Here is a 20,972-nt window from a genome sequence, read left to right as displayed (position 1 = left end):
GATTTCCGCTTAGCTATCAAGATTCTTAATATAGGCTATAAATGAAAATATCTAGCAAGTTGATGGTCATCGTTGCTTTGACATTCTTTGAAATCAACTTAACGTTATGGTCTGTTTTTGAAGTAGCAAAAGGCGCAACATTTCACCAACTCAATTTTCTCCATTTAAAATATAGTTCTATCTTCTCTAATGAAATAACCAAGATAGAAAATGGTTCTTCTTCTTTTTCTATAGCCCAGCTGAAATTTGATATTAATAATATTAGACAGCAACCGATTGACTGTTTAGATCAAGTTAATGCACTTGATAGATTTATGATGGAACAGATTGGAACCGACGATGCTTTAGATATATGTGAGAAGGATATTCAGTCTGCAGATCGGGTATTGGCTTATTTAGATAAATTCTCTGAAGGGACTGGTGATAGGGATAGTTTAGTTCAAGAGCTAAAAGTAGCTTCCGATGCATTCAATGAAAACTCAATTTTATTTGAAAAACCTATAGTAGAAACAGTCGCATTTATTATGCGGACTATGATCCCCCTCGTTATTATTGTTTCTTTTTTTAACATACTATTTATTACTTACATGTCGCGCAATATAAAGAGTTCAATCAACAGTGTAATAAACTTGCTCAGTAATCCAAATAGTAAAGAAAGTTTAGATACAGAGATAGATAAAAATGTCACAGGTGAATTAAAAACGTTATTAGATGTGGCTAAAAAGCGCGTGATAAAGGAATTAATGGTCAAAGAAATTAATCAAAAATTAGAATCTTTGGTAGAGAAAAGGACATTGAATTTAACTCGAGCAAATGAAGAATTAGCGCAATTTGCTTACCGTGCGTCACACGATTTAAAGGCACCTTTAACATCCACAAAACGACTGGCGCAATTTATTAAGGAAGATATCAAGGACGGTGAGTTAAACACAGCATTAAATGATACGGACAAAATCATCGCTCAGATGATCAAACTAGAACAACTTGTTATGGGAATTTTGGCATTAACAGAGGCTGACTCTAGTGAGAAAGAGCTAGTTGAAATTGATTTTGAATCCATACTATTGGAGCTGAAATCTACCACAAGTGAACTTCAAAAAGACAATGACTGTATATTTATAGTTGATATAAATGTACAGAAGCCGATGAAAAATGAAAAGGTAAGGATTGTCCAAATTTTAGAAAATTTAGTGTCCAATGCCATTAAATATAGTTATCAAAACCATGAGCAATCGTTCGTAAAAATAAGCGTGGTAGAGGAATCGAATAGTTATGTTATCCAGGTTGGAGATAATGGTTTAGGTATACCAAAGTCAAGGCAGGGCGAAGTATTTCAAATGTTTAAACGTTTCCACCCGAACGTGAGTTTTGGCTCAGGATTGGGGATGGCTATTGTTAAAAAGCACGTTGATTACATGGGAGGTACGATTGAAATGAAATCATCAGGAACCGGTACTATTTTTACAATAGTATTTGTAAAGGAGAGTGTTAAGTGAAGCAAATAAATGTATTGATTATAGATGACTGTGAGGTTGACCGTTATATTCTTAAACGTCATCTCAATAAAATAGGTGTGATGAATGTATTTGAAAAGGATGATGGTTTATCAGCTCTGCAATTTTTAAAAAACTATGAAGAAAATCTCAAAATTTATAAAGACAAATTTCCACCAATCGTTATATTTTTAGATATTAATATGCCAAATATAGGCGGTTTTGAGTTTTTGGAAAAATTCGCGGAACTGCGTAAAACATTAGAATTAAAATCATGTGTGATTATGATGTATTCATCATCGGATCTTCCGGAAGATAAAGCCAGAGCATCGTCGTTTAATTTTGTTAAAGATTTTTTAACGAAAGGTGAGATTCAAATAGATGAGCTTCAAACTAAGATTGAAGCGTTATAAGCGAAGAGTTAGATTGTTACAGGGTCTTGTCCCATCAAATAGACAAAAATATTAGTTACTAGCTAACTCCGCTGATTTTTTGGTTATACATATATTAGTAAATAATGAGCCCAAACTATTGTTAGCAATAGTAAAAGGCTCAAACCATACAATCGATACTATTTTAAAGAAGGCATTTGACCAATACGTGCGATCATTTCAGTAATGATTTGCAGGTCGAGCAAAAACTGATCTACACGCTTAAACTCATTGGCGTTATGGCCTGTGTATTTTTGATTCGGCATCGCCAGTCCAAATTGCACACCATTAGGTAAGTTATGCACAGATGTACCGCCACTAGATGAACCAAATTCACGTGGCATCGATAGGTTCTCGCTTGCTACATCTAATAAGGCATTTACCCATTGGCCTTTTGGATTACGGTACATAGGTTCTTTCATATAGACTTTATAACCAACATCAACTTTATTAGCTTGTTGCCATTTAGTTAGCTTAGCTAATATTTCTTGTTGGTATTTATCTAGCTCACGCCCCACTGGGATACGTAAATTAACGCCAACCTGTAAGCTTTTATCATCAAGCGTTACTGACGTAACGGCATTAGTTAACGGCCCCATAAAGTCGTGAGTAAAACCAATATCTAATATTTCGCCAAGGTAACCTAAACCCCAATTAGCAGCAATGTAACTAGCGGCATCGGTAATATGATTTTGTTTGAAGCTAGCTACTTTTTGTTGTTGAACATAATTAATAAAGCTAAACATTCTAGATACTGGATTTACACCAGACTCAGGCTCTGATGAATGAGCAGAAACACCTTTAACGGTAAGCATTACATCTTGTGCATTAACAAGGGCGTTAATTGAGAAGTTAGCTTTGTTTTTTGCTACAAACGCCGCACCTAACGTATTTAACTTGTTTGCTAAGTCGCTAGGGTTTGCGGTTTTAATGGTTGCAACACTGGCTGCTGGAATTTGATTAATCGCTAAACCACCGGAAACGTCTACAATTTCAGCGTCAGTCGTTTGTGTGGTTGCGCTTTCACGCACAGGAAAATCAGCCATGATAATGCCGAAACCTTTTTCAGCAATAACCACAGGATAACCGCCGTCTAACGCTAAGTTATAATTTGGTGTTGGGTTACGTTCAAAATAATAAGGTATTGCCGTTGAGCTTGTTTCTTCAGTGGTATCAATTAATAAATTGAAGTTACGTAATAAAGGCAGGTTTTCTTCTTGGATAACTTTCATGGCGTACATAGACACAACAATGCCATTTTTATCATCTTCTGTACCACGGCCATACATGCGATCGCCAATGAGCGTCAGTTTAAAAGGATTAAGTTTAGTACCATCTTCCAATACCCATAAAGACGGATTAACTTGAACGACGTCAGCATGAGCATGAATACCAACTACTTCATCTGAGCTACCTTTTAAAGAGACTTCAAATACTCGGTTATCAATATTACGAAATGCTAAGTTGAAGTCTTTTGCTAAATGTTCAATGGCATCTGCCATTTTGTGGAATTCAGGGTTATCGTGTTGCTCAATGTCTTTGGCTCTAAAGGTTTGTATAGCCACTAATTTGGCTAACGTATCCATAGCCTCTTGGCCATATTTTATTCTGGTATATAAACCTAATAAACGTTGTAGTTGATGTAACTCAGCGCCTTCTAACGTTTGTTTTTTGCGGAATTTTTTGATGGTAGCTATTAATGGTTTTTCATCTGCACTTAATTTGCAGGAAAGCAGGCTAGCTAGAAAATCATCGAACTTATCTGTTTTTTGCACACTAACCGTTTCAATAATTTTACTGGATAATTCAGCTGACAGGTTAGTCGCTGGTTTAGCCGCATTAACAGTAGTGACAAAGCCTACAACCAAGATCACGCTGGCTTTTAGAAAAATATTCAAAGTACTTCCGTCCTATTTTTTATAATTCATCTGCATAACCTTTAACCGGTTATGCAGAATAGTTTTAATGCACAACTGAGTTACTTAATAGCTGGCATTAGCGTTTTTCCATCGCCATCCACTTTATTTAAAAGCTTAAGCCCCAGTACTTTGGCTAGCACTGGGTAAATATCTAAATTATTTACATTATCAAGGGTCATACCTTGTTTAAAAGCCGGGCCCGATGCAATAAATGTAGCGGCCATATCATCGGTATAAGCATAACCATGAGTACCTAAATACATGGCGGGTTTATTTTTGGTAAATACCGCAGGTGCTGTCGTTTGCACCACTATATCGCCTATCCTAGTGCCTTTATCGTAATGATAATCGGCAAGCTGGGTATCAGTTAATACGGTATAACGGCCTTTAGCGGCTTTTTGTAAACGGTTTTTATACTCTGCAATATTCGGATTTTTTGCATCAGGTTTAGTGTAAATAAGTAAACGAGAGCCACTGTTTTTGACTAAGAAATTTTCATCTTTAGGCAATTCACTTATCAAAATACTTTGTTGTGGGTCGACATCTGCCATTCCATGATCTGACACTATTACCAGGTTTATATCTTGCTCTAATTGGCTTAGACGTTGTTGTAACTGACCTATTAAGGTATCTATTTGTTTTACTGCATCACGAGTTTGTATCGCGTCTGGGCCAAATTCGTGTCCCATGCTATCAACCAAAGAGAAGTAACCAGCCACAAAACGAGGACGTTGTGCTTCAGGTAAGCTTAACCATTGAATTATTTGGTCAACACGGTCTTGGTAATCACTGTATTTAGAATAATGAAAATAATAGTCAGGTAGCATGCCGTTAAACAGTGCGTCAGACTCAGGCCAAAAATAAGTGGCTGACTTAACCCCCTGCATTTTTGCTAAATTCCATAACGGAATACCTTTTACCCAGGTACTGTCTGACTGAGCTTTACCCATGCTATAACATGCATTTTTACGCGCTTTGTCACAAAAGTTATTATCCACTATGCCGTGATTAACGGGCAGTAAGCCTGTAATAATAGAGATATGATTAGGGAAGGTTTTGGTAGGATAAACGGGGATCAGCTTTTTTGCTGTTACCCCGTTTGTTGCCATTTTTTTTAAATTAGGCGCTCCATGTTTGTCGACATAATCCCAACGTAGGCCGTCGATGGAGATAAGTACTACGGTTTGTTCTTTAGCTGCAAATGCATTAGCTGCACTTAATAAAAGGCAAGCAGACAATACCTTTAAAACCCATTGTTTCATTGTAGCTACCTTTACATGTGTCGATCTGTGGTCAAAAAATATGATGACATCGCACCAATGATAATAAACTAAATCCCACCTAAGTTACTATTAATATTGAATAAATATACAATTAAACTGATTGTTTATACAAAGAAATCTAATGTTGAGTTATCAAAATATTGTAAGTTGGGGAAAATATCGCCAAGTTCAGAGTTTGGTACACCAAACCACTGAGCTAATGTCGCAAAGTATTGTTCATTAGCTACTTGTGGAATTAAGCGTCCGCCACCAAGGTCTAGTGGCCCATTAAGCTCTTGCGATAAAAACTCGCCATAAATATCGCCTCCACTTACCGCGCCGCCCATAATAATTTGATTACCAGCCCAACCATGGTCGGTTCCATCGCCATTAGATGTAAGCGTTCGGCCAAATTCAGACATAGTGAATGTGGTTACTTTCTCGGACATTCCTAGCTCTTCCATTGCGCTATTAAATTCACTTAATCCTTGGGCTAATGTTTCAAGAAGTATTGGATGTTTCTCCAATTGATCATCGTGGGTATCAAAGCCGCCAAGTGAAACAAAAAAGACCTGACGCTCAGAGCTTAGCGCTGATTGTATGCTAATGGTTTTTGCTACCGTTGCTAATTGTTCAGACAAATTTGTTTCACTAAATTCTGTTGCCAATTCTGGTGCGTTTTCTAGCGCGTTATTCATTAATTCAGTGTTATTAATCGCACTTGTTAAACTGCTGGCATAAGCACTGCTAAGCGGATGACTGGCACTGCTTAGTAATCGATTCATGATATTAGTGACATGTTCAGCTCTAGGTTCATAATCTGACAATGCATTGATTTTACTTATACCACTTTTGTTTAGTGCAAATGCTTGGCTATTGGTGCCGGTTTGCCATAAGTTTGTTCCACTTAATGATATGTTAGCGGCAAACTTATCTTGCTGTTCCAGACGCTCTAATAGTCGAGCCCCCCAACCTGTATTCAAGGTTTGTTTTTCGCTTCCGTACATCCATGAGGATTGCTGATCATTATGAGAAAACAAATGCTGAGGTAAAGACACGGCTTTGCTTTTATAATCATCTAAAGTGGTTGGAGCAAGTAACGTCCCTACACCACCAACAAATGCTAAGTTTGCAGAGTCAAACACGCTTTGGATTGGCGAAAGTGACGGGTGCATTCCGGCAAGGCCATCAAACGAGCTTTTGGTGACAAGTTTAATGGGTGATGCTACCGCTAGATTTTGTCTACTTTCTTCATATAAAGTACGTGGGTCGCCTTCAATTGGCATCAACATATTAAGAGAGTCGTTACCGCCAAATAAGTATATACAGACTAATGCTTTGTAATCGCCAAGCTCAATCGCCGTAGCTGAACCGGTAAGCGCTTGAAGTTGTAAATTGGTTAATGCGGCAGCTGATACACCGCCTTTTAAACATAATGACAAAAAATCTCTTCTATTAATGCTCATTATCTTTCTCCTAATACTGCAAATTAAATTCAGGTGAAATCGCAATCATATATAACAAATACGAGACTCTAAGTCTGTCCTGATCGCTATCAAAATAATCATCTAAGTCCAGTAATGCCTCACGAGTCTCTTCACTTAAATTACCGGCAAAATACAAGACGTTGTACAAATCTATTAAGGCATCAATGCCATTACTATTTAAGTAATCAATGTCAGTTTGGATGTGCACATATATTCTACTTGAGCTTATTGAGTTATTACCCTCAGCGGTACTCCACACTAAATAATAAAAGAGATCGTTAATTGTCGATATTAGCGTTGCATCGTTGGCGATTTGTAGTTCAGGGGCAACTAAGTCGTCGTCGCGTAATTGAGACGGTTGATAATCAGGTCTATAGAAGTTAAATACTGAGCTAGACAACATTGGACCTTGCCCATAGTTATTATAGACACTCCAAGTTTTATAATAATCGTCAATCGACCTAGCACTTAAGCTGCGCCAAAAATGAACCTTCTTTAATAAGGGTTCTTTAATTTTACCCTGATAAACTAAAACACTGCTGGTATTACGTGCTTCATCATCTAAATAAATGGCTTTAACCACAGCAGCTAAATCACCACGTATACCTTGGCCATTATCATTAAATACGCTAGCAACACGTTCCACATAAGAATTGGTTGGATTTGAGGTGATTAAACGCTGAATAAGCTGTTTACTAATAAAAGGGGCAACGTTTGCGTGATTAAATAAGTTATCTAATGCTATTTCTAATGACTCTTCTGGTCCATAACGGGTAGGTATCACTTCATCGTTAAGTAAGATTTTCTCTTCTTCTGAGTGATAGTCTTCAAACGCTTCCATCGGTTGTATATAGTCGTAGCTTTTGCGTTTAAAGGTTTCACTACCGGCAAATGTCCAACCGGTGAACACTTTAGCAAAACCTTCAATTTGTGTTTGATCATAAGTGGCAATGGTGTTGCCCTGTTCATCAAGCTTAGACGAACCATCTAGGTTGAGTTCTTCCAGACCAATAGTAAATAACTGCATTACTTCGCGGGCGTAGTTTTCGTCAGGTCGTATATTTAAGTCTTCATCGGCTTTTTCATTACCTAAATGACTTAAGTAAGTTCCCATTATAGGTGAGAGAGTAACGTCTTCTAACAAGTCCCTATAATTACCAAATGCGTGCTTTAACAGTAAGTCGTAATAAGTGATCATACCCTCTGGTTTAGAACTTAAACTGCTATTTGAGTCAGACACTACCAATATTTGACTCAGAGCAAATGCCACTCGCTGACGCAGTTGATCATCACTGCGTAGAGTAGCTTTCCACCAAGCGTCAATACGATTGATATACGAAAAGTTCTCAGCATCTGGGCTTTTGACTAAATAACTAATATGGTAATTAGGCTCTAGTGCTATTTGTTCATCTAACCATTGTTTTGGACTTAACTCTTGAGCATCTCTAATTTCACTCAAGGTTGGTCCCATAGTCGCCTGATGTAACAAGCGTGCAGCGGCAAGTTCATCCATAGGTTCATTATTCTGGTCAGGATTGGTGCAAGCGCTCAATAACAAAATGGAGCTGATAATTAAAATAAATTTATACTGCATGTAAAAAGACGCCATGGATTTGAATTAAAGTGCTTTTTGAGAATAGCAGAAATTGCTGCCAGACCCACTTAAAATAAAATCTCCTGTCATGATAAACCAATCAAATTAACGCATTAAATATTGATTACGCAGAGATAAATTGGGTGCCTAAACTCTATATCGTCTCTGCTGGAAGAGAGCCTCAACAATTAAATTAAGGACTGATAAAACGTCTTTAATAAAACCCCTTAATAAAAAGAATAATAAAAGGCAGAAAAGCCAAAGGCCAATTCAATCAACAAATGGAAGGTTAACGCAGGCCATAAGCTGCGAGTTTTTATGGTTAAATAAGACAATAAAGGTGAGGCGACGATCATACCTATCGCTTCATAAATAGGTTTTTTGATGTGGAATAACACTTCAAATATACAGACGATAACGGTCATTATAATAGCTGCGGCTGTTGGATTAAGTTTGTAATGTTTGGTCAAACAGTATTGACCACCACCTAATAAGAAACCTCTATGTAGGATTTCCCAACCAATAATAGTGGATGCGGTAAAAATTAAAAAGCGATCAAACTTACCGGCTTCTCTTAATGCTTCCACAGAACGGCCGTGGCGATAGTGAGATAAATAGTCGGCAGCAAAAAATTGTAGATAAATAAATAAACAAAGCAGAAGACCGGTAAAAACCGCCATCATTATGAGATTTTCCCGTGTAATAACAGGTTTAGAAAAATACAGGTGCTTTAATGGAATCGCCAATAAAAATACGACCAGGAAAGGCAACACCAGTCGGCTTAAAATCCAATAACCTTTAAAACCTCCTGAAGCCAAAAAACTGTTACTAACGTACACGCCAATCACTTGTGTTAGTAATATTACTATTAATAATATGCAAAATGGTGCTGCCATTTTGGCACTAATAGTCTGATCTTGCTTTGGCATTGGATTTTCCTTTTACGCATCTAGTTGGCATAAGTTACACACCCAACTATTTACTATCAACTAATTCATAAACTTAGTCAGAGGTGGTTATGAATTTTTACGTTAACAAAATAGCAATACCAAGAACAATTGCTATTCTTTAGCAACGCAATTAGCTTCCCAACTAAGCTACTCACCAACATAGCAGTTATAAATTTATGCAAAGTGCCCGTTATATACCCTTTAGAAAACAAGACATTGTTACCATGTGTAGCCAAGAGCTCTCTAGCGACCAATCCAAAACCTCGTTTAATCAGTTTTGTGACTTACTCGCTAGCCTTATTCATTTTGAATACCACTTTGAACTTGAGTCTCTTAAAAATAATTACGCCCCGTTTGATCCCAACAGTGATACCCGAGTGCTTAATACCGTCACTACCGAACAAAAAGCACAATGCCAGAGTGACTTTGCCAAAGACTTTGCTAAAGTCCTTAACGCAGCAAACTTTGAAGTGATCACGCACCAAGATTTGCAAGATGCACTAAACGAAGAATCACTTTTTAAAGTGCGCTTAGAAGTTGAGTTTGATGACTTTGAAGAAGTTGTCTTTTATCGGCGTGGCGAGTCACAACTGACCGAGACTATTACTAGCTTTTGGGGATTACGTAAAAAGCTACTGCACTTTACTAATTACGATCGTGTTGCCGTATTTATCCGCTTTAAAGACCGTGCGTATTTTGAGTCTAAAAACAAAGTGCCAATGGGCTTTGAACCAAACTCCACCATAGTGAAGTTATTTCAAAACGTACCTAAAGCCGATCTTGAAATGTTATTTCCAAACAGTGAAGTACGTATGCGTTCTATCGACAAAGCCATAATTGGGACTTCTGCTATAGCTGGTGGCGCGGTTGTGCTTATTACTAAGTTAGGAGCGTCATTGGTCTTATTGTTTGCTCTCTTTGCTTATTGGGGCGGCTTTAGAAGTGAAGCGGTAGAAATGAGCCAACAACATTGGATCACTTTCGCTATTGGCATGGGCGTGTTTGGCGGTTTCATTTTTAAAGAGTGGAGTAAATTTAAAAACCGTAAAATTAAATTTATGAAAGCACTAAGCGACAACCTGTATTTTAAAAACCTCGACAACAACGCCGGTGTTTTCCATACGTTAATAGACGCCGCTGAAGAAGAAGACATCAAAGAAGCATTATTGGCTTATACGTTTTTACTTAAAGCAAAAAACGGCTTAACCGCACAACAGCTTGATGACGAAATCGAGCTTTGGTTTAAAACCAAATACCAATGCACCCTAGACTTTGAAATTAACGACGCCCTTGAAAAGCTCATCCGCATGCGCTTAGTTACCAGTGAAAATCAGGTGTATACCGTAGTAAGTTTAGATCAAGCCAAAGTCATACTGGACGAGCATTGGGATAACTTATTTCAATATAATTAGAACGGGTTAGGTAAAAACAAAAAAGCAGTAAGGTGGGTTACTGCTGGTTTGTATCTTAGTTTCTTAATGTTATACGTTTATGCTTTATTTAATGACGCCTTTTTGAATTTCATCTAACAGACGAAATAGATCCTTAACACCTTCGTGTTTAAGGGCAAAAACGCCATCAAGTGAAGCAATAGAAACAATTCGTTCACCATCTACAAAATCTGCCGATACATTAAGTTGTTTGTATAGGCCAATCTCTAGTTGAGCAATACCATCTCTAGCACCTTCAGCAACTTGTGACTTTTGCAGTAAAATGAATTTGAAAGCGCCAATTTTATCAGCGGGTATTTGTAATTCTTGTTTTACTTTATCTGAGTCTGTGTACGTTAATTTAAGTCCTACAGTCTCTATATTTGTTTCACTATCAGAAGTTATCGATTTCAAGGCGCTTACATTATATGAATTAGTTAACTTCATTCTGCCATTATAGTTATATGACGTAATATTTGAATCAACAAGAGTTGACGTTGTGGTTACACAGCCAGAAATCACTAAAGATAAAGCCAAGCTTAATAATATTTTTTTGTTCATATTCATTCCTGTGAATTGCAAAGATAAGGTTGAGTAGGTTGTTAGTATTTAATCTAAACGTAACAACAAAGTCTGAAATAGTATCTCTGTGACCTTTTATAATTAATCCATTGATAGCAAACCTCTACAGGATTTACTAGTCGTTTGTTTTAAAATGTAAACTTAGCCCTAACTGGTTAATTTAACTTTGCCTAGTTCAGCTTGAATATAGGCATCTATTTGTTGCTCCAATAAAGATAAAGGCACGGAGCCATTTTTTAATACATGATAATGAAACTCTCTGATATCAAATTTATTGCCTAAAGACTGCTCAGCCTTCTGACGTAAATTTTTAATAGTTAATTCTCCGATTTTGTACGATAAAGCCTGTGCAGGCCAAGAGATATAACGATCAACTTCAGTAGTAATATTATGTTCAGACAAGGCTGAGTTTTGTTTCATATAGTCAATTGACTGCTGTCGAGTCCAATTCATTGTATGCATTCCAGTATCTACAACCAGTCGAGTCGCACGCCACATTTCATAAGTTAAACGGCCAAAATTAGAGTATGGATCTTGATAAAAGCCCGCTTCCAAACCTAGCCATTCTGAATATAAACCCCAGCCTTCACCAAACGCAGACATATAGTAAGATGAACGGTAAACCGGTGTATTTTCCATTTCTTTAGTAAGGGATATTTGTAGGTGATGACCAGGAACTGACTCATGTAAAGTTAGCGCTTCTAATTCATACAACGGACGGCGATCAAGGGCATAAGTGTTTACCCAGTAATAACCCGGATCTGTAGGTTTAGAGGAACCAACATATCGACCGGTTGTGTATTTAGGTGCTATATGAGCAGGTACAGGCGCTACGCCATATGGTGTTCTAGGTAATAGTTTAAAAAACTTAGGTAATTGAGCATCCATTTTTTTTGCAATAAACGACGCTTCTTTCAATAATTGCTCTGCAGTAGTGGCATAAAATTGAGGATCAGTACGTAGAAAATGTAAAAACTCAGCAAATGAACCTTTAAAATTCAGTTGGGCAATAATCTCTTCCATTTCCGACTTAATCCGTTTTACCTCGCTTAACCCTAGCCTATGTATCTCCTCAGCTGATAAGTCCGTTGTTGTATAGTGTACAGCTCTGTTTTGATAATAATCTTTGCCGTCAGGTGTGTATTGCACGCCAATAGACGTTCGTGCATTTGGGGTATAAGTGTCGGTTATAAAGTCTTTAAAGGTTTGATATGAGTTAATAACTTGCTGCTCAATTACCTTTTTAGCTCTAGCTTGGAGTTGGATATTTTTCTCTGGGGTTAAAAAAGCAAAACCTGACTTAAATGGTTGGTAGAACAAACTCTCACTGGCATCTTCAACGATAAAGCCATCAATACTATGTTCAAACCCTTGCAAAACCACTTTAGGCTGGCTGTTACCTGACTTAAGCCCGTCTGACATATAAGCAATTTGTTGATCAAAATAATCAGGAATTTGACTCAGTAAAGATAAGTAATTTTCAACATCGGTTTCTGTTTTAAAACTTATAGATCTTGGTAAGAAAGCCAAACTAGTATGAAATCCACCTTCCGCTGTAATTGGAATTTGAAAGGCCTTAAAACGGTAATTATCTATTGAGTTATTTAACTTATGTCGCAGTATGGATAAATTAATTTGATTTTGTTCGCTAAGTTTAGCAACTTGAATATCTTGCAATAAAGAAAGCTGTTGTTGCTGTTTCTTGTTATTAAACTCCAATGCCTCAGGTGAAATATCCGCCAGTTTACTTGGGCTGGTTTCTGAATAAGATGCTGCTCTTAGCGGATTACGTTCTAATGAAAACTGCCAAATATCATCAGCTAACACTTCAAACTTAACATCTTCTTTAGACTTTGATGTAACTTGTTCAGCTAAGGAAAAAGATGCGGAAGAGAAGAATGTAAATGCTCCCAAAACTACGCCGTGTAAAAATGTTTTCATTATTGCCCTTATTATTGACCTTAGTACGGCCTATGCATTTCGTTGTACATTATATGATTTGAACCAAGTGTCCTTTTAGGGGGATTTAATCAAATCAAACTCACCATCTACTTTAAATTAAACCGACGGAATTTGTAAGCTAGGAAATTCGAGCGCATTAACTCAACAGATTTTTTTAATTATGCCACCCACTTTAAATGAGAATGAGGTGGGTAAAAACAAAAAAGCAGGAAGGTGGGTTACTGCAGGTTTTTTAACTAAGCCACCCACTTTAAATGAAACTATTTAACTTTGTAAATGGTGTGTTAGTTATTATCTTTTTTTATGATTTAGAGTTGGGTTTTATACTTGAGGTTATGTTTATACAGACGATTTTTGTTTTTTTAGCGTTTTGAATAAAAGTTAGATATGCGGTTATCTCAGAGGTTCTGATTTGTGCTTTTTACTTTGATATCGTTGGAATTTAAGCTAATGCTAAGCGAATAACCTTTTGCAACTTGATAGATTTGGCCGTCGTTTTAGTTGTTGGTTATTACTGAAGTTTTGTAACACATGTTCGTGTCCTACAGCACCGTGAAATACTTTGCTGAATTGTTTTGTAATAGTAAGCCAATTATCTTCGCTGATATTTAAGCGCGTGAGTATATTGGGTAAGTTTTCGCTTATATGACCTGCTTTGTCTTCTCTTATACATTTGCCAGTTATATCTACTAATTCAATGTATTCTTTTAGGTCAAATGGAATACCATTAGGCATGTCTTTTCTTGGGTTGCCTACAAATGACTGTAATGTACTTGGTTGTTGGGTTTGTGTATTATTTTGAGTTGATTGTGTTTGGCTAAGAGTGTGATGAATACGTTGTTTTATGCTTGTATAGTCTGATGTTTCTGGTGTGCTTGCCATTTTGGCTCTTACTGGGTTTAAATCCACATAAGCCATGCAAGATATTAATGCCGCTTCATCTAGTAGAGCTTGGCATTTAAAACGCCCTTCCCAGAATCGGCCAGTGCAGTTATCTTCTTTATTAGCCTCCCTAGCGATACTTTCATTTAATACACGCATAAACCAACTTATGTTCATTAAGCGTTGCTTATACACTTGGGCTGTTTGCTCTATGGTTAGTAATTCTGACTGACTTAATGTATCAAGTTCATTTTCTGGTAATGATAAATATTTTTGTGTGAGTAATGTGCCTTTAAATACTTTATGCCAGCGTATTAACACTTCTGTTGTATCCCAGTTAAGCGCTTGTTGTTCATTGATGTGTAGAACAACGTGAGTGTGGTTGCTCATTACCGAATACGCACATACTTCAATGGCAAAGACTTGGGGGAGAAATAACAGTTTATCTTCTACCCATTTTCTTCTGTGCTCATAAGATTGGTGAGTTTGTTTATCTTCCCCGCACAAAAAGGCTCTACGGACACAGCGTGAGATGCAGTGGTAGTAAGGTGTATCAGTTAAACTGATTTGACTCTTTCTTGGTCTGGGCATAAGTAAATTCAAATGTATCAATATAGGTACAAATGAGTTTAGTGCAGTTTAAATAACTGTCAAATTAAGGTGGGTGGCCATGTTAAGTACGCTTATATGACCTGCTTTGTCTTCTCTTATACATTTGCCAGTTATATCTACTAATTCAATGTATTCTTTTAGGTCAAATGGAATACCATTAGGCATGTCTTTTCTTGGGTTGCCTACAAATGACTGTAATGTACTTGGTTGTTGGGTTTGTGTATTATTTTGAGTTGATTGTGTTTGGCTAAGAGTGTGATGAATACGTTGTTTTATGCTTGTATAGTCTGATGTTTCTGGTGTGCTTGCCATTTTGGCTCTTACTGGGTTTAAATCCACATAAGCCATGCAAGATATTAATGCCGCTTCATCTAGTAGAGCTTGGCATTTAAAACGCCCCTCCCAGAATCGGCCAGTGCAGTTATCTTCTTTATTAGCCTCCCTAGCGATACTTTCATTTAATACACGCATAAACCAACTTATGTCCATTAAGCGTTGTTTATACACTTGGGCTGTTTGCTCTATGGTTAATAACTCTGATTGGCTTAGTGTATCAAGTTCATTTTCTGGTAAAGATAGGTACTTTTTTGTAAGTAGCGTTCCTTTAAATACTTTATGCCAACGCGTTAACACTTGAGTTGTATCCCAGCTTAGTGTTTGTTGTTCATTTACATGCAATACAAGGTGAGTATGGTTACTCATTACTGCATAAGCACAGACTTCAATGGCAAATACTTGGGGGAGAAATAACAGCTTATCTTCTACCCATTGTCTTCTATGCTCATAAGATTGGTGCGTTTGTTTGTCTTTTCCGCACAAAAAGGCTCTACGGACACAACGTGAGATGCAGTGGTAGTAAGGTGTATCAGTTAAACTGATTTGACTCTTTCTTGGTCTGGGCATAAGTAAATTCAAATGTATCAATATAGGTACAAATGAGTTTAGTGCAGATTACATAACTGTCAAATTAAGGTGGGTGGCCTTTTAAATTTCCCTTTCTTGGTCTGGGCATAAGTAAACTCAATGTGCCAATATAGGTACATTTGAGTTTAGTGCAGTTTAAATAACTGTCAAATTAAGGTGGGTGGCCTTTTAAGTCTATACTCTATTTTAAAGAAGCTAAATATAGCGAAATTAAAGTGGGTGGCCATGTTAAGTGTCAATAAGTGTAAATAACTGTCAAATTAAGGTGGGTGGCCATGTTAAGTGTTTAAAAGAATTATATATGGCCTTTTAAGTCGCTATTATTAGGCAGCAGCCCCAAATACAGTGCGGGTGAATATTTTCATTGATTCTAAGTTTACATAAAAACTAAAAAAACCCATGAATAAAGGAACACCCCAGTCGAGAAGATAAATACGCCCAAGTTGCATGTAGTTTAAAGCATTCATTTGACTTCTAAATTTAGCTAGATCTTTTAGGAACGTTGTTATATTGGATTCAACATCGATAACTACACGATCAATTACTCCAGCTTGACTCTTAATTGCGTTGACAACAGAGTCATCATCGGAAGACATTTTTCCTCTGATGTACCCAAGTTGATCATCTATAGACTGTAACTTCTTTCTGATATCAATATGATTATAATCAGAGTGACTATAGAAGATAGAATTCGCTTTTAAAACCCAAGAGCGATGATCAATTACACCGTATGTTAAGAACGAAAAAAACTCATAGAATGCAATTAATGATATGGCGCCTATTGCAAGTACCGCTGTTGCCTGGTCAGTAAAGTCAATCCCGAAAAAACTCTTAAATTTCATTCCTTCTACAGATAGTGCTATAGCAATTGATGATGCAATTAACAAATTTCGTCTAACAGTTCGTGTGGTTTGAGTAAATTGATCATTCAATTTCTCAACCTTATATCTTTCTATGGCTGACATAATAATTTGAATATCCGATGTTGACTCTTGGTTGATGCCTAACGCCCTGTAAACGGGCAAATTGTAGTTGGCTATAATGTGAGCGAAATAGACAACTGTTGTTTATCTCTCTTGAACAGCTTTTTATAACTACACTACTTAGAGCCTTCAGCTTCCTCTATAAAGTAGTGCTTCCATGTCTTCTTTCGAAGAAAATAGAACTCCGCTAGTGTAATGATATAACAAATTAAGGTGGGTGGCCTTGTTATAGTTTTTTATGCTGACATTTCGGGGATCTCTATTAAGAAATCAGTAACTCCCACATCAAGTCCTTGTTGATTTAACAAAGTAGATAATTGACCTCGATGATGTGTTTGGTGATTAAATAAATGACTAAGTAACTCACCAAAATTACGAATACTGATAATACCTTTTGTATTGGAATATTCTAAGTTTTTAGTGAAGTCATTTGCATCAGCTTCACTCATAAGCCAATTAGATAATGATAAATCTACTTTTTCACGTGCTATTTTGAATGAGCTAAACTCTGGAAAAATCATATCGTTTAGTCCATTTGGTTTAGGTAGTTCAAGTATACTTTTTAGAGCTAGATAATTTTTTGAATGTGTAGAAAATCTTGATAGCCAAATGATATCACCAACTAATATATGATTAAGAGTTCCCATTATAGAGGTGAAATATGCTCCTAAATCTTCGTTAGTAATTTCTTCACTCAAATTATCTATAACATTAGAAAACTGAATGTTCATTCTGTGATTATAATCTGCCATCAAAATGAAATGACTCAATAGGTTCATTTATACTCCGAGCTAAGTCAGCATAACAATTTAATCAGAGGACGATTGCCTAAGTTTCTGACAACGCGTTTCCTCTTATTTATTATTAGTAACAAATCTCTACATCATTTACTACACCTTTGTTGCGTAACAATTCGTGTTTTTGTGTTTCCCCAAAGTTAGGCATTATTCCTGTTTTCTTGACTTGGTAGGAAATCGACAAGTTCTGGATATAATCACAGCTTTATAGGTAAGGTAAATGAAAATAAGATCGCCTTTTTTAAACAGCATTGTCGAATATGTACAGTAAACATTATACCGCTATTCTACGTCCATCTTGAGTTCATTTGAGATCAGTCAAAACTTGCACACGAAGCTGATACATCAGGGGATTATGGACTGCTCGAGTTGTACTTACTGTCCCGATACCCTCTTTGCACATCCATGTGCATCGGGCATGCCTACATCCTGTAGGCAAAAAAAAGCCGCTACAAATTGTAGCGGCGAATACCAAGGAAACAAACTGGGTGTTATTTTCAGGTTTATCAAAACCTAATAATAATTAAGCGGTTACTGCCAAGGGCGGGAGGCTGATAGTTTGTCTTCAAACGTTTTTATCTGTTCAGAGAATTCTTCAGTTACACCTATAAAGTCTAAGTTTTTTAGCAGTCTATCTTTTACATCGGCTGCAATTTCAAATGCTATAGGCGATTCACCCTCTATAAGTAGTTGTTGGCCTTTTAGGTCGACAACCATATCCACTTGCTCTTGTGTCTGGCACAAGCTGAATAGCTTATCTATAGAGGCTTCAGGTAACTTGGCGGGTAAAATTTGGTTGTTGATACAGTTGTTATAAAAAATATCAGCAAAGCTAGGAGCAATCACAATTTGGAAACCATATTGTTTTAATGCCCAAGGCGCATGTTCGCGGCTTGAACCACAGCCAAAGTTCTCACGAGTTAATAAAATGCTCGCGCCTTTGTATTGTGGGAAGTTTAAAACAAACTCTGGGTTTGGTGTGTCGTCACTTAAATAGCGCCAATCATAAAATAATGCTTTATCAAAACCGCTGCGTTCAACCGAGGTTAAAAACTGCTTTGGAATGATCTGATCGGTATCTACGTTGTTTTTATCTAATGGGCAGACTAAACCCTTATGAAACACGTCCTGATTTAAAATAGCATCTGACATTATGTTCCCCTTACCCTTTTCTAATATCAACAAAGTGACCAGCAATCGCAGCCGCGGCGGCCATTGCAGGGCTGACTAAATGTGTACGACTGCCTTTACCTTGACGACCTTCAAAGTTACGGTTGGATGTTGATGCACATCTCTCACCCGGTTCTAACCTATCGTCGTTCATGGCTAAACACATTGAACAACCTGGCTCGCGCCATTCAAAACCAGCCTGTTTAAATACTTGATCTAACCCTTCTTGTTCCGCTTGCGCTTTTACTCGCATAGAACCCGGTACTACTAACGCTCTGACACCTGCTGCTACATTTTTACCTTTAGTAATTTCAGCCGCTGCACGTATATCTTCAATACGAGAGTTAGTACAAGAACCGATAAACACAGTGTTTATTTTAATGTCAGTAATCGCCTGATCAGCTTCTAAGCCCATGTAAGCAATGGCACGACGAATCGCATCTGCTTTTACTAAGTCTGGTTCTTTATCTGGGTTTGGCACTTTAGCATCAACACTCACTACTTGTTCTGGGCTTGTGCCCCAAGTTACTTTTGGAATGATGTTGTCTGTGTGTAAGGTAATTGTGTGGTCGAACACTGCACCGTCGTCGGTTTTTAATGTTTTCCAATACGCTACGGCATCATCAAAATCATTACGTTCTGCAGTGTTTTTAGGTGAATAGACTTTACCTTCAACATAATCAAAGGTGACTTGATCTGGTGCCACTAATCCGGCTTTAGCGCCCATTTCAATCGCCATGTTGCATAAGGTCATGCGGCCTTCCATTGATAATTCTTCAATGGCTTGTCCACAAAACTCTGCAACATAACCTGTACCGCCTGCCGTACCTAAAATTTCTATAACCGCTAAAATTACATCTTTAGCAGTAATGTCGGCACGTAATGGACCGTTAACTTCAATCTTTAATGACTTGGCTTTTTTCTGTTGTAGGGTTTGAGTGGCTAATACATGTTCCACTTCAGATGTTCCAATACCAAAGGCTAACGCACCAAAAGCACCATGTGTTGCAGTATGTGAGTCACCACAAACAATAGTATGACCCGGTAACGTAATGCCTAACTCTGGACCAATAACGTGAACAATACCTTGGTTTTCATGGTTTAAGTCAAATAAGGTAACGCCAAATTCTTTACAGTTTTTAGCCAATGCTTCTAACTGTTTACGTGATGTTTCACCCGCCGCTTCAAATGAACGCACTTGGGTAGACACGTTGTGATCCATAGTGGCAAAGGTTTTATCTAAACGATGCACTGGGCGATTTTTTTCACGCAAACCCGCAAACGCTTGCGGTGAGGTTACTTCATGAACTAAATGTCGGTCGATATAAATTAAATTAGTATCGCCGGATAATTCTGCGACAAAATGTGCGTCCCAGATTTTTTCGTATAATGTTTGTGCCATTTTCTTTCCCACACTCATTTATTTAATTGCTTGCGCAATGGCTTCTGCTACTTGCTCAGTGCTATAACTTGTTGCACCTTGCGCTATATCGCCCGTTACTTTGCCTTGAGCAATGACATCGGCAATCGCTGCATCAATGGCATTGGCGGCATCTAGCTGATTTAAGCTATAACGTAGCATTAATGCTGCACTCAATATTTGTGCTATTGGGTTAGCGATACCTTGACCTGCGATATCTGGCGCTGAACCGCCAGCGGGTTCGTACATACCAAAACCTTGTGCATTCAAACTGGCTGAAGGTAACAAGCCCATAGAACCTGTGATCATGGCGCATTCATCTGACAATATATCGCCAAACAAGTTATCGCATAACAACACATCAAACTGACTTGGGTCTTTAATTAGCTGCATGGTCGCGTTATCAATATAGATATGTTCAAGCTCTACATCAGGGTAGTCTTTAGCCACTTCTATAACGGTTTCACGCCATAAAATAGAGGTTTGTAATACATTGGCCTTATCTACTGAGGTAACTTTGTGACGGCGCTTTTGCGCAGCTTCAAAACCAAGTTTGGCAATACGAGTAATTTCACTTTTAGAATAACGTTGGGTATCAAATGCTGAGTCGCCTTCGCGACCTTTTTCACCAAAGTAAATTCCGCCAGTTAACTCGCGCATCACTAATACGTCAAAACCTTTTGCGCTAATATCTGCACGTAACGGACACATAGCAGAAAGTGCTGGAACCAAAGCCGCAGGTCGCATATTACAAAACAGAGAAAAGTGTTTACGTAACGGTAATAATGCACCGCGTTCTGGTTGATCGTTTGGCGCTAGGTTTTCCCATTTAGGGCCGCCTACAGAACCAAACAAAATAGCATCTGACTGCTCACATACTTTTAATGTGCTGTTTGGCAGTGGACAACCGTGATTATCTATCGCAATACCGCCTGCATCAGCATGGGTGTAATTTAATTTGAAATTGTATTTTTTCTGTACCACGTCTAACACAGCTATTGCGGCGGCCATTACTTCTGGGCCAATTCCGTCACCGGATAAAACGGCAATTTTGTATTCGTTACTCATTGTTAT

The 20,972-nt window shown here is 37.6% G+C and carries 16 protein-coding genes and 1 pseudogene; 3 read left to right on the top strand and 14 right to left on the bottom strand.

The features are described from left to right. Window positions 1–41 precede the first annotated feature (41 nt). Window positions 42–1,496 carry a sensor histidine kinase gene (locus BTO11_RS03465; RefSeq protein WP_105051280.1) on the top strand — a complete coding sequence of 485 codons (1,455 nt, stop codon included), beginning with the start codon at window positions 42–44 and terminating at the stop codon, window positions 1,494–1,496. After that, window positions 1,493–1,906, top strand: a complete 414-nt coding sequence (locus tag BTO11_RS03460) for a response regulator (protein WP_105051279.1) — start codon at window positions 1,493–1,495, stop codon at window positions 1,904–1,906. The genes BTO11_RS03465 and BTO11_RS03460 overlap by 4 nt, the downstream gene beginning before the upstream one ends. A gap of 158 nt (window positions 1,907–2,064) precedes the next feature. Here the strand turns inward: BTO11_RS03460 and BTO11_RS03455 are convergent, their stop codons facing one another. The 5 genes from BTO11_RS03455 to BTO11_RS03435 form a co-directional block, all read right to left on the bottom strand. Beyond that, window positions 2,065–3,822, bottom strand: a complete 1,758-nt coding sequence (locus BTO11_RS03455; protein WP_105051278.1) for a dipeptidase — start codon at window positions 3,820–3,822, stop codon at window positions 2,065–2,067. Window positions 3,823–3,902: 80 nt separating this feature from the next. Then, window positions 3,903–5,105: an alkaline phosphatase family protein gene (locus BTO11_RS03450; RefSeq protein ID WP_105051277.1), complete on the bottom strand. Its 1,203-nt coding sequence runs from the start codon at window positions 5,103–5,105 to the stop codon at window positions 3,903–3,905. A gap of 125 nt (window positions 5,106–5,230) precedes the next feature. Beyond that, window positions 5,231–6,571 carry a DUF1501 domain-containing protein gene (locus BTO11_RS03445; protein ID WP_105051276.1) on the bottom strand — a complete coding sequence of 447 codons (1,341 nt, stop codon included), beginning with the start codon at window positions 6,569–6,571 and terminating at the stop codon, window positions 5,231–5,233. 10 nt (window positions 6,572–6,581) lie between these two features. Continuing rightward, window positions 6,582–8,186, bottom strand: a complete 1,605-nt coding sequence (locus BTO11_RS03440; RefSeq protein WP_229793370.1) for a DUF1800 domain-containing protein — start codon at window positions 8,184–8,186, stop codon at window positions 6,582–6,584. A gap of 227 nt (window positions 8,187–8,413) precedes the next feature. Next, complete coding sequence (locus tag BTO11_RS03435; RefSeq protein ID WP_105051274.1) at window positions 8,414–9,115, bottom strand: CPBP family glutamic-type intramembrane protease; 702 nt, start codon at window positions 9,113–9,115, stop codon at window positions 8,414–8,416. Window positions 9,116–9,312: 197 nt separating this feature from the next. On the opposite strand from BTO11_RS03435, the gene BTO11_RS03430 reads away from it, so the two are divergent. Then, window positions 9,313–10,548 (top strand): TMEM143 family protein, encoded by a 1,236-nt coding sequence (locus BTO11_RS03430; protein ID WP_105051273.1) that lies wholly within the window; start codon window positions 9,313–9,315, stop codon window positions 10,546–10,548. 84 nt (window positions 10,549–10,632) lie between these two features. Here the strand turns inward: BTO11_RS03430 and BTO11_RS03425 are convergent, their stop codons facing one another. From BTO11_RS03425 to leuB, 9 genes and pseudogenes are all read right to left on the bottom strand, one after another. After that, window positions 10,633–11,127, bottom strand: a complete 495-nt coding sequence (locus BTO11_RS03425) for a hypothetical protein (protein WP_105051272.1) — start codon at window positions 11,125–11,127, stop codon at window positions 10,633–10,635. 168 nt (window positions 11,128–11,295) lie between these two features. Beyond that, window positions 11,296–13,089, bottom strand: coding sequence for a DUF885 domain-containing protein (locus BTO11_RS03420; protein ID WP_105051271.1), 1,794 nt, complete (start codon window positions 13,087–13,089; stop codon window positions 11,296–11,298). 474 nt (window positions 13,090–13,563) lie between these two features. Then, a complete protein-coding gene (locus BTO11_RS03415) occupies window positions 13,564–14,583 on the bottom strand; it encodes a transposase (protein WP_105051270.1) in 1,020 nt (339 codons plus the stop codon). 93 nt (window positions 14,584–14,676) lie between these two features. Continuing rightward, window positions 14,677–15,507: pseudogene (locus BTO11_RS03410) on the bottom strand (transposase); the annotation flags it as partial. Window positions 15,508–15,851: 344 nt separating this feature from the next. Next, the gene (locus tag BTO11_RS03405) at window positions 15,852–16,493 is read right to left on the bottom strand and encodes a hypothetical protein (protein ID WP_105051268.1); all 642 of its coding nucleotides are present in this window, start codon (window positions 16,491–16,493) and stop codon (window positions 15,852–15,854) included. 254 nt (window positions 16,494–16,747) lie between these two features. Further along, window positions 16,748–17,290: a DinB family protein gene (locus BTO11_RS03400; protein ID WP_105051267.1), complete on the bottom strand. Its 543-nt coding sequence runs from the start codon at window positions 17,288–17,290 to the stop codon at window positions 16,748–16,750. 549 nt (window positions 17,291–17,839) lie between these two features. Beyond that, a complete protein-coding gene (gene leuD / locus BTO11_RS03395) occupies window positions 17,840–18,460 on the bottom strand; it encodes a 3-isopropylmalate dehydratase small subunit (RefSeq protein ID WP_105051266.1) in 621 nt (206 codons plus the stop codon). 10 nt (window positions 18,461–18,470) lie between these two features. Next, window positions 18,471–19,880: a 3-isopropylmalate dehydratase large subunit gene (leuC, locus tag BTO11_RS03390; protein ID WP_105051265.1), complete on the bottom strand. Its 1,410-nt coding sequence runs from the start codon at window positions 19,878–19,880 to the stop codon at window positions 18,471–18,473. An 18-nt stretch (window positions 19,881–19,898) separates the two neighbouring features. After that, window positions 19,899–20,966: a 3-isopropylmalate dehydrogenase gene (gene leuB / locus BTO11_RS03385; RefSeq protein ID WP_105051264.1), complete on the bottom strand. Its 1,068-nt coding sequence runs from the start codon at window positions 20,964–20,966 to the stop codon at window positions 19,899–19,901. Window positions 20,967–20,972: the final 6 nt, after the last annotated feature.

Origin of the sequence: Psychrosphaera saromensis, from assembly GCF_002954545.1 — a bacterium.
In the GTDB taxonomy this organism is placed as follows: Bacteria; Pseudomonadota; Gammaproteobacteria; order Enterobacterales; family Alteromonadaceae; genus Psychrosphaera; species Psychrosphaera saromensis.
Note: the sequence above shows the minus strand (reverse complement) of the source record. Positions and strands in the feature narration are given on the sequence as shown.

Excerpts from the sequence above, each read along its gene's own strand:
- BTO11_RS03465 (WP_105051280.1), top strand. The coding sequence starts at position 42 with ATGAAAATATCTAGCAAGTTGATGGTCATCGTTGCTTTGACATTCTTT.
- BTO11_RS03450 (WP_105051277.1), bottom strand. The coding sequence starts at position 5,105 with ATGAAACAATGGGTTTTAAAGGTATTGTCTGCTTGCCTTTTATTAAGT.
- BTO11_RS03445 (WP_105051276.1), bottom strand. The coding sequence starts at position 6,571 with ATGAGCATTAATAGAAGAGATTTTTTGTCATTATGTTTAAAAGGCGGT.
- BTO11_RS03440 (WP_229793370.1), bottom strand. The coding sequence starts at position 8,186 with ATGCAGTATAAATTTATTTTAATTATCAGCTCCATTTTGTTATTGAGC.
- BTO11_RS03435 (WP_105051274.1), bottom strand. The coding sequence starts at position 9,115 with ATGCCAAAGCAAGATCAGACTATTAGTGCCAAAATGGCAGCACCATTT.
- BTO11_RS03430 (WP_105051273.1), top strand. The coding sequence starts at position 9,313 with ATGCAAAGTGCCCGTTATATACCCTTTAGAAAACAAGACATTGTTACC.
- BTO11_RS03425 (WP_105051272.1), bottom strand. The coding sequence starts at position 11,127 with ATGAACAAAAAAATATTATTAAGCTTGGCTTTATCTTTAGTGATTTCT.
- BTO11_RS03420 (WP_105051271.1), bottom strand. The coding sequence starts at position 13,089 with ATGAAAACATTTTTACACGGCGTAGTTTTGGGAGCATTTACATTCTTC.
- BTO11_RS03415 (WP_105051270.1), bottom strand. The coding sequence starts at position 14,583 with ATGCCCAGACCAAGAAAGAGTCAAATCAGTTTAACTGATACACCTTAC.
- BTO11_RS03405 (WP_105051268.1), bottom strand. The coding sequence starts at position 16,493 with ATGTCAGCCATAGAAAGATATAAGGTTGAGAAATTGAATGATCAATTT.
- BTO11_RS03400 (WP_105051267.1), bottom strand. The coding sequence starts at position 17,290 with ATGAACCTATTGAGTCATTTCATTTTGATGGCAGATTATAATCACAGA.
- leuD (WP_105051266.1), bottom strand. The coding sequence starts at position 18,460 with ATGTCAGATGCTATTTTAAATCAGGACGTGTTTCATAAGGGTTTAGTC.
- leuC (WP_105051265.1), bottom strand. The coding sequence starts at position 19,880 with ATGGCACAAACATTATACGAAAAAATCTGGGACGCACATTTTGTCGCA.
- leuB (WP_105051264.1), bottom strand. The coding sequence starts at position 20,966 with ATGAGTAACGAATACAAAATTGCCGTTTTATCCGGTGACGGAATTGGC.